Source organism: Chitinolyticbacter meiyuanensis (assembly GCF_008033135.1).
GTDB lineage: Bacteria > Pseudomonadota > Gammaproteobacteria > Burkholderiales > Chitinibacteraceae > Chitinolyticbacter > Chitinolyticbacter meiyuanensis.
The window spans coordinates 1308080-1325873 of sequence record NZ_CP041335.1 but is presented as its reverse complement, the minus strand read 5'-3'; the positions used below and the strand labels follow the sequence as shown (position 1 = coordinate 1325873).

The following is a 17794-nucleotide window of genomic DNA, read 5'->3' as shown; positions in this document are numbered from 1 at the left end:
AGCCTCAATCGGTGATCAGCTTGCCCTTGGTCAGCAGATCCTGGATCACCGCGGCATCGTTGTTGCCGGTGGCGCCCAGGTCCACACCGTGCAGGACGATGGTCTGGTCTTCCGCCGCCCCGTTGTTGTAGCCGCCGGAAAAGTCGCCATCGTGACTGATATGCACGATGGTGCTCTTGCCGCCGGCGGTGTTGCTGATGGTTTCGAAGTGCAGGTAGTTGCCCAGGTTGCCAACGTTGGTGCCGGTGTGCGACTCGTTCTGCAACAGGTCGCGCAGGTCCAGCTTGTCGTTGTTGCCACTGGTGGTGCTGGCGTTGAAATCCACGATCAGGTCGGTCGCACCGGCCACAATCTTGGTGCTGCTTGGCAAGTAGAGCCCATTGCTGCCACCGGCGTTGGACACACCCGCTGTTGCCGACTGGTCACCCAGTGTCCACTTGAACACGTCGTCGCCCATGTCGCCACGCAGCAGGTCGCTACCGGAACCACCCACGATCAGGTCGTTGCCGGCGCCGCCACGCAACGCGTCGATGCCATCGCCGCCATACAGCTTGTCATCACCGGCACCACCGTACAGCGCATCGGTACCGCCCTGGCCGTAGATCACGTCGTCACCGCTACCGGCATTGGCAAGGTCGGACACCGGCTGCATCTGGTTGACGACGGTCTGCACCAGCTTGTCGCTGCTGTTGAGCAGGTTGCTGTCGGCCGTGGTCATGAACATGTTGCGCGAGCCGGTGAACATCTCCGCCTGGGTGGTCAGCGCCACCGAGTTGTCGTTGCTCTGCGTTTCGCCCATGAAGATGATGTCGTTGCCGGCACCGGCCTCCACATGGTCGTTGCTGCCGCCGGTAAAGATGACCTGCTCCTTGCCGGTGGTCGTCACCGTGCGCAGATCGTAGCCCCCTGCCGGCTGGCCGTTGCCAGCGTTGTACGCCGAGCTCGCCACGTAGAAGGTATTGCCAGCACCCGACTCGGCCCCATCGACGTAGTAGGTGCCCACGCCGTCGTGGCCGGTGATCACGTTCGGGTTGTCGGTCACCGTGATCGCGATGGCGCCGTTGGTGCTCGTGGTGCCGTCATTGACCCTGTAGCTGAGGCTGCCCACGTTGGTGGTCGACGTGATGGTGGTCGGGCTGACGTAGACCAGGTTTTGCAACTGGTTGATCGAGATCACCTGGCCGTTCTGCACCACCGTGCCGCCCTCGGTCATCACCGTGCCCTGCGTCGGCAACCCGGTGATGGTGACGGTGAGCCTGTCGCCATCGACATCGGTTGGTGCAGCGATCGCCAGTGCGGTCGGCACACCTTCCTTGGCCGTGATGCTGTGGCTGTCGACCACCGGCGCATCATTCACCGGCGTGACATTGAGCGTAACCGTAGCCGTGCTGTTCTGGCCGTTGCCATCAATCAGTGTGTAGCTGAACGTGGTCGTGCCGTTGTAGTTGGCCGGCGGGTTGTAGGTGAGCGTGCCGTCCGCGTTCAACGTGAGGCTGCCATTGGCTGGCTGGGTGAAGCCGGCAATGCGTGCGCCATCGCGCAACGTGTCGTTGGACAGCGGATTGAAGGTGATGCTCTGGTCTTCCGGCGTGGTGTAGCTGTCCGCCACCGCCACTGGCGAGCCGGTATCGGTCACCGTGGTCTTGGAAAGGCCGGTCGCCATCACGTTCAGCGTCAGCGTGCCACTGGTGCTGTCGCTGCTGGCGTTGGCGCCTTCGGTCGCGATCGACGACACGCCGACATTGAGTGTGCCGCTGGTGTAGCTGCTCGGCAGCACCAGCTTGGCGGACGCGAGCTCAGCGGCCGAGATGGTGATGCCACCGTTGCTGATCACGTAGCCGCTGCTGTTGCCGGACGTGGTGATCACGGTGCCGGTCGGCAGGCCGGTAAAGCGATAGGTCAGGCTTTCCGAGCCATCGGTATCGACCAGTTGGCCGCTCACGTAGTTGGCAAGCGTTACTTCCGTCTTGCCGCCGCTGGCGTTGCCCGCAACGATGCCGGAGCTCGACTCGATCTTGATGTCGTCGATCATCGCGCCACGGCCCGAGCTGTCGAAGCTTGTCGCATCGGTGATGATGCGGATGGTGTGTGCGTTGCCGTCACCGGTGAAGCTGTACTTCAGCTCTTCCCAGTTCAAGCCGCCTTGCGGGCTGGTGCTCGAATACGTTGCCACCTTCACACCGTCGACCAGGATGGCGATCTGCGTGTAGGCGGTGCTGTAGCCCGAGCGGCCGGCGTAATCGAACGACAGGGTGTAGACCTGCCCCACCGCCGTGCTGACGCTGCGCTCAATGCCCAGCGTCTGCGGCAGGCTGTTGGAGGATGCGTTGTTCAGCTCCAGCCAGTTGCCGTTGCCGCCCGGTGCGCCGACGCCAGTGATCATGGTGCCAGCCTGGTTGCTGATCTGGTCACCGCTCGACCACACCTCAAAGCGGTTGAGGCCGCCCGAGAACGAGTCGGGCGTGGTGACCAACGTCCACCCTTCCAGCGTGGTGGCGTTGACGCCCTCCGAGCTGTCATCGCTGTTGGCGACCGATTCCCAGGTGGTGTTGAACACCGTCTGGGCGGCCGGCGCATTGAGCGTCAACGTCGGTTTGTCAGCCACCGGCGTGATGTCCACCGTCATGGTGGCGGTGCTGCTGGTGACGCTGCCATCGCTGATCTGGTAGGTGAACTTGGCGTAGTCGGACTTCTGATCACCGGTACCCGTAGTGCTGTAGGCATTGCTGCCCGATTCATGGGTATCGGGCACGAAGCGCAGCTTGCCAGCATCGATGTCCGCCTTGCTGACTAGCTGGTTGGCAGTGACGGTGACCCAGCTGCTGCCGTTGTTGTACTGCACGGTACCATCGGCCGGCAGGCCGATCATCTTCACCGAAAGGCCGCTGGCCGGGGTATCAACATCGCTGGCGTTGAACTGGCTCCAGGTCAGCACCAGCGGCGTGTCTTCAGTGCCGGTGACCGAACCGCCGGTAGTGGTCGGCGCGTCATTCACCGCATTGACGGTGATGGTGCCAGTCGCATTGCTGGTCGACACCAGGCCGTTGTTGTCGGTGGCGCTGTACTGGAAGCTGTTGGTGCCATTCCAATCCGCGTTCGGCTTGAAGTAGATCGTGGCGCCGTTGCTGGTGGCGTTGATCACGCTGGCCAGCGTCAGTGGGTTGGTAGCGGCAGCGTCGCTGTAGAACGTGCCGTTGCCCGGCAGGCCGGTCAGCTTGAAGCTGGCCACCGTGCCATCGACGTCGGTGCCACTCAGGTTGACTGCGATCACCGTGTCTTCGTTGCCCGTCGCAGTCACCGCCTGTGGTACCGGCGCATCGTTCACCGAGTTGACGGTGATGGTGCCAGTCGCATTGCTGGTCGACACCAGGCCGTTGTTGTCGGTGGCGCTGTACTGGAAGCTGTTGGTGCCATTCCAATCCGCGTTCGGCTTGAAGTAGATCGTGGCGCCGTTGCTGGTGGCGTTGATCACGCTGGCCAGCGTCAGTGGGTTGGTAGCGGCAGCGTCGCTGTAGAACGTGCCGTTGCCCGGCAGGCCGGTCAGCTTGAAGCTGGCCACCGTGCCGTCAACGTCGGTGCCCTTGAGCGCCACGGCGATCACGGTGTCTTCATTACCCGTCGCGGTCACCGCTTGCGGTACCGGTGCGTCGTTCACCGAGTTGACAGTGATGGTGCCAGTCGCATTGCTGGTCGATACCAGACCGTTGTTGTCAGTGGCGCTGTACTGGAAGCTGTTGGTGCCGTTCCAATCTGCGTTCGGCTTGAAGTAGATCGTGGCGCCGTTGCTGGTGGCGTTGATCACGCTGGCCAGCGTCAGCGGGTTGGTGGCGGCAGCATCACTGTAGAACGTGCCGTTGGCCGGCAGGCCAGTCAGTTTGAAGCTGGCCACCGTGCCGTCGACATCGGTACCGCTCAGGTTGACTGCAATGACAGTGTCTTCATTACCCGACGCGGTGACAGCTTGCGGTACCGGGGCATCGTTCACCGAAGTCACGTTCAGGTTGACGGTGGCCGTGCTGGTGCCACCGTGCCCATCGGAAATCGTATAGGTGAACGACGCCGGGCCGAAATAGTTGCTGGCCGGCGTGAACACCACGTTGCCGTTTACCAGCGCTACCGAACCGTGAGTGGCAGCCTGGACCGAGACAATGGTCAGGATATCGCCATCGACATCACTATCATTGCCAAGCAACGCGGCCGGGCTGATCGTGAGCGCGTTGTCCTCGGTGGTAACGAAGGCCGGTTGTTCCTGCCCTAGCGTGTAGCTGCCCAGCGATTGATAGCTGGTACCCCCGTTGTTGCTGAGCTCCGGCTTGAAGACCGCCTGACCGCCTTGATCCCAGTACAGTATCTCGATGGTATGCGCACCACCTTCAGCCACCGTGAAGGTCGGGTGCACAGTGCCGGTGGGCGACTGATTGGCATTGACCTGGGCCACCATCACGCCATCGATCAGAATGATATAGCCATCATCAGCGGTGACTTTGAAGTTGTAGGTCCCTGCGGCGAGTTGCACGGTGCCGGCCATGCGGATGATGGCATCGCTGCTGTTTTCCGGATCAACGTTGAGCGACGCCGAGTCGGAACCCAAGAAGGTTTGCAAGTTGCCATTGCCACCCAGATCACCATTACCGAGCGTGTAGTTGAAGCTCTTGGCCACGAAGGTCGCGTCTGCGGTATTGGCGGCAATGAAATTGCGCACCATGGTCAACGAAGTCAGGTTCGCACCGTCGGTACCCTCGTGGTAGGCGTAGTACTGCGCGGACAACCCACTCAAAGTGCCCGGATCGTTCACGGCAACCGGGGCGTCGTTTACCGGCAGCACCGTCAACGTGCCGGTCGCGTTGCTGGTCGACACCAGGCCGTTGTTGTCGGTGGCGCTGTACTGGAAGCTGTTGGTGCCGTTCCAGTCCGCGTTCGGCTTGAAGTAGATCGTTGCACCGTTGCTGGTGGCGTTGATCACGCTGGCCAGCGTCAGCGGGTTGGTGGCGGCAGCGTCGCTGTAGAACGTGCCGTTGGCCGGCAGGCCGGTCAGCTTGAAGCTGGCCACCGTACCGTCGACGTCGGTGCCCTTGAGCGCCACGGCGATCACGGTGTCTTCATTGCCACTTGCGGTAACCGCTTGCGGCACCGGGGCGTCGTTCACCGAGTTGACGGTGATGGTGCCAGTCGCATTGCTGGTCGACACCAGGCCGTTGTTGTCGGTGGCGCTGTACTGGAAGCTGTTGGTGCCATTCCAATCCGCGTTCGGCTTGAAGTAGATCGTGGCGCCGTTGCTGGTGGCGTTGATCACGCTGGCCAGCGTCAGCGGGTTGGTAGCCGCCGCGTCGCTGTAGAACGTGCCGTTGGCCGGCAGGCCAGTCAGCTTGAAGCTGGCCACCGTGCCATCGACATCGGTACCGCTCAGGTTGACTGCAATAACCGTGTCTTCGTTACCCGACGCGGTGACGGCTTGCGGTACCGGCGCGTCGTTCACTGCCGTCACCGTGATGTTCAGCGTGCTGCTCGAACCGGTGTTGGTGGTGTAGTTGACCTGCGGGACGTTGCCGTTCCAGTTCGCCACCGGCGTGAAGGTGTAGTCACCGTTGCTGCCCAGGGTGAAGCTGCCCACCCCGGCGAGCGTGGCGGTCTGGCCCGCGCTGAAGCTGCCAGGCACGCCGGTCACGCTGAAGCTGGCCACGCTCAGGACGTTGTCGACGTCGCTGTCGTTGCTCAGCACGTTGCCGCTGGCCACGTTGTCCTCGGCCACGGTCTTGCTGTCCGGGGCCAGCACCGACGGATCGTCCACCGCCGTCACGCTGATGGTCAGCGTGTTGGTGGCCGAGCTGGTGCCGTCGGTGGCGGTGTACGTCACTGGCGGCACGCTGCCGTTGTAGTTGGTCGCCGGCGTGAAGCTGTAGCTGCCGTTGCTGTTCATCACCAGGGTACCGACCCCAGCCAGCGTGGCGGTGGCGCTGCCTCCGGCGGCGATGGTGTAGGTGGTGCCCGAGACCACGAACTGCGATACCGACAGCGGGCCATCCGGATCGCTGTCGTTGCTCAGGACGTTGCCGGTGCTGGTGCCAGAGTCTTCGGCCACCGTCAGCGTGTCCGGGGCGGTCACGGTCGGGTCGGCCACGGCGGTGACGTTCAGCGTCAGCGTGCTGGTCGCGGTGGTGGTGCCGTCCGAGACGGTGTAGGTCGCCACCGGGACCGGGCCGTTGTAGTTGGCGGCCGGCACGAAGCTGTAGCTGCCGTTGCCGTTGATGGTCAGGCTGCCGACACCGGCAATGGTGGCGGTCTGGCCGGCGGTGAAGGTCCCTGCCACGTTGGCGACCGAGAACTGGGTGATCGTCAGCGGGTTGCCGTCGACATCGCTGTCGTTGGCCAGCAGGCCATTGGCGGCGGTGACCGTCAGCGGGGTGTCTTCAGCGGTGGTGTTGCTGTCCGGGGCGGCGATCGGTGCATCGTTCACCGCCGTCACCGTGATGTTCAGCGTGCTGCTCGAACCGGTGTTGGTGGTGTAGTTGACCTGCGGGACGTTGCCGTTCCAGTTCGCCACCGGCGTGAAGGTGTAGTCACCGTTGCTGCCCAGGGTGAAGCTGCCCACCCCGGCGAGCGTGGCGGTCTGGCCCGCGCTGAAGCTGCCAGGCACGCCGGTCACGCTGAAGCTGGCCACGCTCAGGACGTTGTCGACGTCGCTGTCGTTGCTCAGCACGTTGCCGCTGGCCACGTTGTCCTCGGCCACGGTCTTGCTGTCCGGGGCCAGCACCGACGGATCGTCCACCGCCGTCACGCTGATGGTCAGCGTGTTGGTGGCCGAGCTGGTGCCGTCGGTGGCGGTGTACGTCACTGGCGGCACGCTGCCGTTGTAGTTGGTCGCCGGCGTGAAGCTGTAGCTGCCGTTGCTGTTCATCACCAGGGTACCGACCCCAGCCAGCGTGGCGGTGGCGCTGCCGCCGGCGGCGATGGTGTAGGTGGTGCCCGAGACCACGAACTGCGATACCGACAGCGGGCCATCCGGATCGCTGTCGTTGCTCAGGACGTTGCCGGTGCTGGTGCCAGAGTCTTCGGCCACCGTCAGCGTGTCCGGGGCGGTCACGGTCGGGTCGGCCACGGCGGTGACGTTCAGCGTCAGCGTGCTGGTCGCGGTGGTGGTGCCGTCCGAGACGGTGTAGGTCGCCACCGGGACCGGGCCGTTGTAGTTGGCGGCCGGCACGAAGCTGTAGCTGCCGTTGCCGTTGATGGTCAGGCTGCCGACACCGGCAATGGTGGCGGTCTGGCCGGCGGTGAAGGTCCCTGCCACGTTGGCGACCGAGAACTGGGTGATCGTCAGCGGGTTGCCGTCGACATCGCTGTCGTTGGCCAGCAGGCCATTGGCGGCGGTGACCGTCAGCGGGGTGTCTTCAGCGGTGGTGTTGCTGTCCGGGGCGGCGATCGGTGCATCGTTCACCGCCGTCACCGTGATGTTCAGCGTGCTGCTCGAACCGGTGTTGGTGGTGTAGTTGACCTGCGGGACGTTGCCGTTCCAGTTCGCCACCGGCGTGAAGGTGTAGTCACCGTTGCTGCCCAGGGTGAAGCTGCCCACCCCGGCGAGCGTGGCGGTCTGGCCCGCGCTGAAGCTGCCAGGCACGCCGGTCACGCTGAAGCTGGCCACGCTCAGGACGTTGTCGACGTCGCTGTCGTTGCTCAGCACGTTGCCGCTGGCCACGTTGTCCTCGGCCACGGTCTTGCTGTCCGGGGCCAGCACCGACGGATCGTCCACCGCCGTCACGCTGATGGTCAGCGTGTTGGTGGCCGAGCTGGTGCCGTCGGTGGCGGTGTACGTCACTGGCGGCACGCTGCCGTTGTAGTTGGTCGCCGGCGTGAAGCTGTAGCTGCCGTTGCTGTTCATCACCAGGGTACCGACCCCAGCCAGCGTGGCGGTGGCGCTGCCTCCGGCGGCGATGGTGTAGGTGGTGCCCGAGACCACGAACTGCGATACCGACAGCGGGCCATCCGGATCGCTGTCGTTGCTCAGGACGTTGCCGGTGCTGGTGCCAGAGTCTTCGGCCACCGTCAGCGTGTCCGGGGCGGTCACGGTCGGGTCGGCCACGGCGGTGACGTTCAGCGTCAGCGTGCTGGTCGCGGTGGTGGTGCCGTCCGAGACGGTGTAGGTCGCCACCGGGACCGGGCCGTTGTAGTTGGCGGCCGGCACGAAGCTGTAGCTGCCGTTGCCGTTGATGGTCAGGCTGCCGACACCGGCAATGGTGGCGGTCTGGCCGGCGGTGAAGGTCCCTGCCACGTTGGCGACCGAGAACTGGGTGATCGTCAGCGGGTTGCCGTCGACATCGCTGTCGTTGGCCAGCAGGCCATTGGCGGCGGTGACCGTCAGCGGGGTGTCTTCAGCGGTGGTGTTGCTGTCCGGGGCGGCGATCGGTGCATCGTTCACCGCCGTCACCGTGATGTTCAGCGTGCTGCTCGAACCGGTGTTGGTGGTGTAGTTGACCTGCGGGACGTTGCCGTTCCAGTTCGCCACCGGCGTGAAGGTGTAGTCACCGTTGCTGCCCAGGGTGAAGCTGCCCACCCCGGCGAGCGTGGCGGTCTGGCCCGCGCTGAAGCTGCCAGGCACGCCGGTCACGCTGAAGCTGGCCACGCTCAGGACGTTGTCGACGTCGCTGTCGTTGCTCAGCACGTTGCCGCTGGCCACGTTGTCCTCGGCCACGGTCTTGCTGTCCGGGGCCAGCACCGACGGATCGTCCACCGCCGTCACGCTGATGGTCAGCGTGTTGGTGGCCGAGCTGGTGCCGTCGGTGGCGGTGTACGTCACTGGCGGCACGCTGCCGTTGTAGTTGGTCGCCGGCGTGAAGCTGTAGCTGCCGTTGCTGTTCATCACCAGGGTACCGACCCCAGCCAGCGTGGCGGTGGCGCTGCCTCCGGCGGCGATGGTGTAGGTGGTGCCCGAGACCACGAACTGCGATACCGACAGCGGGCCATCCGGATCGCTGTCGTTGCTCAGGACGTTGCCGGTGCTGGTGCCAGAGTCTTCGGCCACCGTCAGCGTGTCCGGGGCGGTCACGGTCGGGTCGGCCACGGCGGTGACGTTCAGCGTCAGCGTGCTGGTCGCGGTGGTGGTGCCGTCCGAGACGGTGTAGGTCGCCACCGGGACCGGGCCGTTGTAGTTGGCGGCCGGCACGAAGCTGTAGCTGCCGTTGCCGTTGATGGTCAGGCTGCCGACACCGGCAATGGTGGCGGTCTGGCCGGCGGTGAAGGTCCCTGCCACGTTGGCGACCGAGAACTGGGTGATCGTCAGCGGGTTGCCGTCGACATCGCTGTCGTTGGCCAGCAGGCCATTGGCGGCGGTGACCGTCAGCGGGGTGTCTTCAGCGGTGGTGTTGCTGTCCGGGGCGGCGATCGGTGCGTCGTTCACCGCCGTGACGTTGAAGCGCACCGTGTTCGGCACCGTGTCGAACCCACCCGCGCTGTCCTGCACGCTGAAGGTGAAGCTGGCATAGCCCACGCCGTTGGCGTTGGCGGCCGGCGTGAACACCAGGTTGCCAAGGTCGGCGACGTTGATCACCTGGTTGGCGCTGACCGGGACGCCGTTCAGCGTCAGGCTGCCGGCACCCGGCAGGCTGTCGATCCGCACCGCCTGGAAGGTCTGACCCACATCGCTGTCGTTGAAGCCGAAGTCGCCGGCGCTGAAGCCGTGGCTGCCGTCTTCCAGCAGCGTGACGGTCTGGTCGGCCCCGGTCGGCGGGGTGTTGGCGCCGACGTTGACCGTCAAGGTGCCAGTGGCGGTGGCGCCTTCGCTGTCCTTGATCTGGTAGCTGATGCTGACCGGGCCGGTGACGTTGCTGGCCGGCACGAAGTTGAGCGTGCCGTCCGGGTTGAGCGTGACCGTGCCCTTGCTGGGGTCGACCAGGCTGGCATTCGTCACCGTCAGCGGGTTGCCGTCGACGTCGGTGTCGTTGGCCAGCACGTCGATGTTGCTGAGCGGGGTGTTGATGGCGGTGCTGGCGACGTCGGCATTGGCCACCGGGCCGTCGTTGGTGCCGGTGATCACCACGCTGATGACGTGGCTGGTGCCGTCGGCGCTCTGCACCGTGAACTGTTCGGTCTTGGTCTCGCCGGCCTTGAGGTATTGCACGGCGGCGTTGTCGACCTGGTAGGTCCAGTGACCGGCCGCATCGATGGTGAGGCCACCCAGGGTGGCGCCCACCGGGGTGGCGGCACCGGCGCTGAAGCTCGATTGCCCGGCATCCGGGTCGCTCACCGTGAGCGTGCCGGTGTCGCTGAGCTTGCCGGCGACCACGCCGAGGTCTTCGGTGACGGCGCCTTGGTCGTCGCCGCCAATCACGGCCGGGTCGGCCACCGGGGTGATGCCGACGTTGACGGTGACGGTGTCGGTGCCGCCCTGGCCGTCACTGACCGTGACGGTGAAGCTGTCGCTGCCGTTGTAATTGGCGTTCGGCGTGTAGGTCCAGCTGCCGTCCGGGTTGACCGTGACCGTGCCGTGCGCCGGGTCGCTGCCCTTGCTGAAGCTCAGCGGGTCGCCGTCGACGTCGGTGGCGGTCAGCTGGCCGTTCACCGGGGTGTCTTCCGGGTGGTGACGCTGAGGTCGTTGCCCAGCGGGTTGCCGTTGGTGTCGGTCAGCACCGGTGCGTCGTTCACCGCCGTGACGTTGAAGCGCACCGTGTTCGGCACCGTGTCGAACCCACCCGCGCTGTCCTGCACGCTGAAGGTGAAGCTGGCATAGCCCACGCCGTTGGCGTTGGCGGCCGGCGTGAACACCAGGTTGCCAAGGTCGGCGACGTTGATCACCTGGTTGGCGCTGACCGGGACGCCGTTCAGCGTCAGGCTGCCGGCACCCGGCAGGCTGTCGATCCGCACCGCCTGGAAGGTCTGACCCACATCGCTGTCGTTGAAGCCGAAGTCGCCGGCGCTGAAGCCGTGGCTGCCGTCTTCCAGCAGCGTGACGGTCTGGTCGGCCCCGGTCGGCGGGGTGTTGGCGCCGACGTTGACCGTCAAGGTGCCAGTGGCGGTGGCGCCTTCGCTGTCCTTGATCTGGTAGCTGATGCTGACCGGGCCGGTGACGTTGCTGGCCGGCACGAAGTTGAGCGTGCCGTCCGGGTTGAGCGTGACCGTGCCCTTGCTGGGGTCGACCAGGCTGGCATTCGTCACCGTCAGCGGGTTGCCGTCGACGTCGGTGTCGTTGGCCAGCACGTCGATGTTGCTGAGCGGGGTGTTGATGGCGGTGCTGGCGACGTCGGCATTGGCCACCGGGCCGTCGTTGGTGCCGGTGATCACCACGCTGATGACGTGGCTGGTGCCGTCGGCGCTCTGCACCGTGAACTGTTCGGTCTTGGTCTCGCCGGCCTTGAGGTATTGCACGGCGGCGTTGTCGACCTGGTAGGTCCAGTGACCGGCCGCATCGATGGTGAGGCCACCCAGGGTGGCGCCCACCGGGGTGGCGGCACCGGCGCTGAAGCTCGATTGCCCGGCATCCGGGTCGCTCACCGTGAGCGTGCCGGTGTCGCTGAGCTTGCCGGCGACCACGCCGAGGTCTTCGGTGACGGCGCCTTGGTCGTCGCCGCCAATCACGGCCGGGTCGGCCACCGGGGTGATGCCGACGTTGACGGTGACGGTGTCGGTGCCGCCCTGGCCGTCACTGACCGTGACGGTGAAGCTGTCGCTGCCGTTGTAATTGGCGTTCGGCGTGTAGGTCCAGCTGCCGTCCGGGTTGACCGTGACCGTGCCGTGCGCCGGGTCGCTGCCCTTGCTGAAGCTCAGCGGGTCGCCGTCGACGTCGGTGGCGGTCAGCTGGCCGTTCACCGGGGTGTCTTCCGGGGTGGTGACGCTGAGGTCGTTGCCCAGCGGGTTGCCGTTGGTGTCGGTCAGCACCGGTGCGTCGTTCACCGCCGTGACGTTGAAGCGCACCGTGTTCGGCACCGTGTCGAACCCACCCGCGCTGTCCTGCACGCTGAAGGTGAAGCTGGCATAGCCCACGCCGTTGGCGTTGGCGGCCGGCGTGAACACCAGGTTGCCAAGGTCGGCGACGTTGATCACCTGGTTGGCGCTGACCGGGACGCCGTTCAGCGTCAGGCTGCCGGCACCCGGCAGGCTGTCGATCCGCACCGCCTGGAAGGTCTGACCCACATCGCTGTCGTTGAAGCCGAAGTCGCCGGCGCTGAAGCCGTGGCTGCCGTCTTCCAGCAGCGTGACGGTCTGGTCGGCCCCGGTCGGCGGGGTGTTGGCGCCGACGTTGACCGTCAAGGTGCCAGTGGCGGTGGCGCCTTCGCTGTCCTTGATCTGGTAGCTGATGCTGACCGGGCCGGTGACGTTGCTGGCCGGCACGAAGTTGAGCGTGCCGTCCGGGTTGAGCGTGACCGTGCCCTTGCTGGGGTCGACCAGGCTGGCATTCGTCACCGTCAGCGGGTTGCCGTCGACGTCGGTGTCGTTGGCCAGCACGTCGATGTTGCTGAGCGGGGTGTTGATGGCGGTGCTGGCGACGTCGGCATTGGCCACCGGGCCGTCGTTGGTGCCGGTGATCACCACGCTGATGACGTGGCTGGTGCCGTCGGCGCTCTGCACCGTGAACTGTTCGGTCTTGGTCTCGCCGGCCTTGAGGTATTGCACGGCGGCGTTGTCGACCTGGTAGGTCCAGTGACCGGCCGCATCGATGGTGAGGCCACCCAGGGTGGCGCCCACCGGGGTGGCGGCACCGGCGCTGAAGCTCGATTGCCCGGCATCCGGGTCGCTCACCGTGAGCGTGCCGGTGTCGCTGAGCTTGCCGGCGACCACGCCGAGGTCTTCGGTGACGGCGCCTTGGTCGTCGCCGCCAATCACGGCCGGGTCGGCCACCGGGGTGATGCCGACGTTGACGGTGACGGTGTCGGTGCCGCCCTGGCCGTCACTGACCGTGACGGTGAAGCTGTCGCTGCCGTTGTAATTGGCGTTCGGCGTGTAGGTCCAGCTGCCGTCCGGGTTGACCGTGACCGTGCCGTGCGCCGGGTCGCTGCCCTTGCTGAAGCTCAGCGGGTCGCCGTCGACGTCGGTGGCGGTCAGCTGGCCGTTCACCGGGGTGTCTTCCGGGGTGGTGACGCTGAGGTCGTTGCCCAGCGGGTTGCCGTTGGTGTCGGTCAGCACCGGTGCGTCGTTCACCGCCGTGACGTTGAAGCGCACCGTGTTCGGCACCGTGTCGAACCCACCCGCGCTGTCCTGCACGCTGAAGGTGAAGCTGGCATAGCCCACGCCGTTGGCGTTGGCGGCCGGCGTGAACACCAGGTTGCCAAGGTCGGCGACGTTGATCACCTGGTTGGCGCTGACCGGGACGCCGTTCAGCGTCAGGCTGCCGGCACCCGGCAGGCTGTCGATCCGCACCGCCTGGAAGGTCTGACCCACATCGCTGTCGTTGAAGCCGAAGTCGCCGGCGCTGAAGCCGTGGCTGCCGTCTTCCAGCAGCGTGACGGTCTGGTCGGCCCCGGTCGGCGGGGTGTTGGCGCCGACGTTGACCGTCAAGGTGCCAGTGGCGGTGGCGCCTTCGCTGTCCTTGATCTGGTAGCTGATGCTGACCGGGCCGGTGACGTTGCTGGCCGGCACGAAGTTGAGCGTGCCGTCCGGGTTGAGCGTGACCGTGCCCTTGCTGGGGTCGACCAGGCTGGCATTCGTCACCGTCAGCGGGTTGCCGTCGACGTCGGTGTCGTTGGCCAGCACGTCGATGTTGCTGAGCGGGGTGTTGATGGCGGTGCTGGCGACGTCGGCATTGGCCACCGGGCCGTCGTTGGTGCCGGTGATCACCACGCTGATGACGTGGCTGGTGCCGTCGGCGCTCTGCACCGTGAACTGTTCGGTCTTGGTCTCGCCGGCCTTGAGGTATTGCACGGCGGCGTTGTCGACCTGGTAGGTCCAGTGACCGGCCGCATCGATGGTGAGGCCACCCAGGGTGGCGCCCACCGGGGTGGCGGCACCGGCGCTGAAGCTCGATTGCCCGGCATCCGGGTCGCTCACCGTGAGCGTGCCGGTGTCGCTGAGCTTGCCGGCGACCACGCCGAGGTCTTCGGTGACGGCGCCTTGGTCGTCGCCGCCAATCACGGCCGGGTCGGCCACCGGGGTGATGCCGACGTTGACGGTGACGGTGTCGGTGCCGCCCTGGCCGTCACTGACCGTGACGGTGAAGCTGTCGCTGCCGTTGTAATTGGCGTTCGGCGTGTAGGTCCAGCTGCCGTCCGGGTTGACCGTGACCGTGCCGTGCGCCGGGTCGCTGCCCTTGCTGAAGCTCAGCGGGTCGCCGTCGACGTCGGTGGCGGTCAGCTGGCCGTTCACCGGGGTGTCTTCCGGGGTGGTGACGCTGAGGTCGTTGCCCAGCGGGTTGCCGTTGGTGTCGGTCAGCACCGGTGCGTCGTTCACCGCCGTGACGTTGAAGCGCACCGTGTTCGGCACCGTGTCGAACCCACCCGCGCTGTCCTGCACGCTGAAGGTGAAGCTGGCATAGCCCACGCCGTTGGCGTTGGCGGCCGGCGTGAACACCAGGTTGCCAAGGTCGGCGACGTTGATCACCTGGTTGGCGCTGACCGGGACGCCGTTCAGCGTCAGGCTGCCGGCACCCGGCAGGCTGTCGATCCGCACCGCCTGGAAGGTCTGACCCACATCGCTGTCGTTGAAGCCGAAGTCGCCGGCGCTGAAGCCGTGGCTGCCGTCTTCCAGCAGCGTGACGGTCTGGTCGGCCCCGGTCGGCGGGGTGTTGGCGCCGACGTTGACCGTCAAGGTGCCAGTGGCGGTGGCGCCTTCGCTGTCCTTGATCTGGTAGCTGATGCTGACCGGGCCGGTGACGTTGCTGGCCGGCACGAAGTTGAGCGTGCCGTCCGGGTTGAGCGTGACCGTGCCCTTGCTGGGGTCGACCAGGCTGGCATTCGTCACCGTCAGCGGGTTGCCGTCGACGTCGGTGTCGTTGGCCAGCACGTCGATGTTGCTGAGCGGGGTGTTGATGGCGGTGCTGGCGACGTCGGCATTGGCCACCGGGCCGTCGTTGGTGCCGGTGATCACCACGCTGATGACGTGGCTGGTGCCGTCGGCGCTCTGCACCGTGAACTGTTCGGTCTTGGTCTCGCCGGCCTTGAGGTATTGCACGGCGGCGTTGTCGACCTGGTAGGTCCAGTGACCGGCCGCATCGATGGTGAGGCCACCCAGGGTGGCGCCCACCGGGGTGGCGGCACCGGCGCTGAAGCTCGATTGCCCGGCATCCGGGTCGCTCACCGTGAGCGTGCCGGTGTCGCTGAGCTTGCCGGCGACCACGCCGAGGTCTTCGGTGACGGCGCCTTGGTCGTCGCCGCCAATCACGGCCGGGTCGGCCACCGGGGTGATGCCGACGTTGACGGTGACGGTGTCGGTGCCGCCCTGGCCGTCACTGACCGTGACGGTGAAGCTGTCGCTGCCGTTGTAATTGGCGTTCGGCGTGTAGGTCCAGCTGCCGTCCGGGTTGACCGTGACCGTGCCGTGCGCCGGGTCGCTGCCCTTGCTGAAGCTCAGCGGGTCGCCGTCGACGTCGGTGGCGGTCAGCTGGCCGTTCACCGGGGTGTCTTCCGGGGTGGTGACGCTGAGGTCGTTGCCCAGCGGGTTGCCGTTGGTGTCGGTCAGCACCGGTGCGTCGTTCACCGCCGTGACGTTGAAGCGCACCGTGTTCGGCACCGTGTCGAACCCACCCGCGCTGTCCTGCACGCTGAAGGTGAAGCTGGCATAGCCCACGCCGTTGGCGTTGGCGGCCGGCGTGAACACCAGGTTGCCAAGGTCGGCGACGTTGATCACCTGGTTGGCGCTGACCGGGACGCCGTTCAGCGTCAGGCTGCCGGCACCCGGCAGGCTGTCGATCCGCACCGCCTGGAAGGTCTGACCCACATCGCTGTCGTTGAAGCCGAAGTCGCCGGCGCTGAAGCCGTGGCTGCCGTCTTCCAGCAGCGTGACGGTCTGGTCGGCCCCGGTCGGCGGGGTGTTGGCGCCGACGTTGACCGTCAAGGTGCCAGTGGCGGTGGCGCCTTCGCTGTCCTTGATCTGGTAGCTGATGCTGACCGGGCCGGTGACGTTGCTGGCCGGCACGAAGTTGAGCGTGCCGTCCGGGTTGAGCGTGACCGTGCCCTTGCTGGGGTCGACCAGGCTGGCATTCGTCACCGTCAGCGGGTTGCCGTCGACGTCGGTGTCGTTGGCCAGCACGTCGATGTTGCTGAGCGGGGTGTTGATGGCGGTGCTGGCGACGTCGGCATTGGCCACCGGGCCGTCGTTGGTGCCGGTGATCACCACGCTGATGACGTGGCTGGTGCCGTCGGCGCTCTGCACCGTGAACTGTTCGGTCTTGGTCTCGCCGGCCTTGAGGTATTGCACGGCGGCGTTGTCGACCTGGTAGGTCCAGTGACCGGCCGCATCGATGGTGAGGCCACCCAGGGTGGCGCCCACCGGGGTGGCGGCACCGGCGCTGAAGCTCGATTGCCCGGCATCCGGGTCGCTCACCGTGAGCGTGCCGGTGTCGCTGAGCTTGCCGGCGACCACGCCGAGGTCTTCGGTGACGGCGCCTTGGTCGTCGCCGCCAATCACGGCCGGGTCGGCCACCGGGGTGATGCCGACGTTGACGGTGACGGTGTCGGTGCCGCCCTGGCCGTCACTGACCGTGACGGTGAAGCTGTCGCTGCCGTTGTAATTGGCGTTCGGCGTGTAGGTCCAGCTGCCGTCCGGGTTGACCGTGACCGTGCCGTGCGCCGGGTCGCTGCCCTTGCTGAAGCTCAGCGGGTCGCCGTCGACGTCGGTGGCGGTCAGCTGGCCGTTCACCGGGGTGTCTTCCGGGGTGGTGACGCTGAGGTCGTTGCCCAGCGGGTTGCCGTTGGTGTCGGTCAGCACCGGTGCGTCGTTCACCGGTGTGACGCCGACATTGACGGTGACGGTATCGGTACCCCCCTTACCATCGCTGACTACCACCGTGAAACTGTCGTTGCCGTTGTAGTCCGGGTTCGGCGTGTAGGTCCAGCTGCCGTTCGGGTTGACCGTGACCGTGCCGTGCACCGGGTCGCTGCCCTTGCTGAAGCTCAGCGGGTCGCCGTCGACATCGGTGGCGGTCAGCTGGCCGTTCAGCGCGGTGTCTTCAGTAGTTGTAACGCTGACATCCTGCGCATCGGGTGCCGAATTGCCCGGGGTAGGCGTCGGGGTAGGTACAGGTGCGGGCGTGGGTGTCTCGGTGACGACATCACCTTGGGCCTGCACATTGCCGCTGTCATTGAACAGCTCTGGGCGCTGGTCCTGCGCGACATCGGCAAAATTGAAGGTGTCGTTGTCGAGTGACTCGACGATCCGCATCAAGCGGACAAAAGAGTGGCCGCTTTCCTGGCCGCCTGCCGTCAAACCCGCTGCAGTGGGATCGAGCTCGGTGGAAAGGTCCCCCCCCTGCGCCAGCAGCTGCTCGACCTTGGCCGTTTCAGCATTCACCTCAGCCAGTGCGGCATCGACCGGGTCGGCTGGAGCCGTCCCGAGCAAGGTGCCATCGATCAGCACGCTGCGATCCGCGCCAACCGTGACCTGCTCGCCGTTGGGCAACAGCAGCACCACGCTGCCATCCGCCGCCGTGACCAGCACTTGCTGCTCGGTCAGTTGGTCGCCGGGCTTGAGTGCCGTGAGCTTGCCATCGGCATCGCGCACATAGGCGGCACCGAGGATACGGACGATGGAGGCGTGGTCGGGAGTGGTAGCCATGGGGTGATCCAGAATCCATGAAGGGATGGATCACAGCCTAGGCGCCGTCAGGTGGAAAATCGATTGTACCTAAGTACAAGCGATCGACCGTTCGTCACTTACATCA

2 protein-coding genes are annotated in these 17794 nt (G+C 66.0%); both read right to left on the bottom strand.

Annotated elements, in window-relative coordinates; translation table 11 throughout:
* Nucleotides 1-4 precede the first annotated feature (4 nt).
* Nucleotides 5-10549, bottom strand: coding sequence for a cadherin-like domain-containing protein (locus tag FLM21_RS06345; RefSeq protein WP_148714755.1), 10545 nt, complete (start codon nt 10547-10549; stop codon nt 5-7).
* Complete coding sequence (locus tag FLM21_RS06340; RefSeq protein ID WP_148714754.1) at nt 10546-17688, bottom strand: retention module-containing protein; 7143 nt, start codon at nt 17686-17688, stop codon at nt 10546-10548. The genes FLM21_RS06345 and FLM21_RS06340 overlap by 4 nt, the downstream gene beginning before the upstream one ends.
* Nucleotides 17689-17794 lie beyond the last annotated feature (106 nt).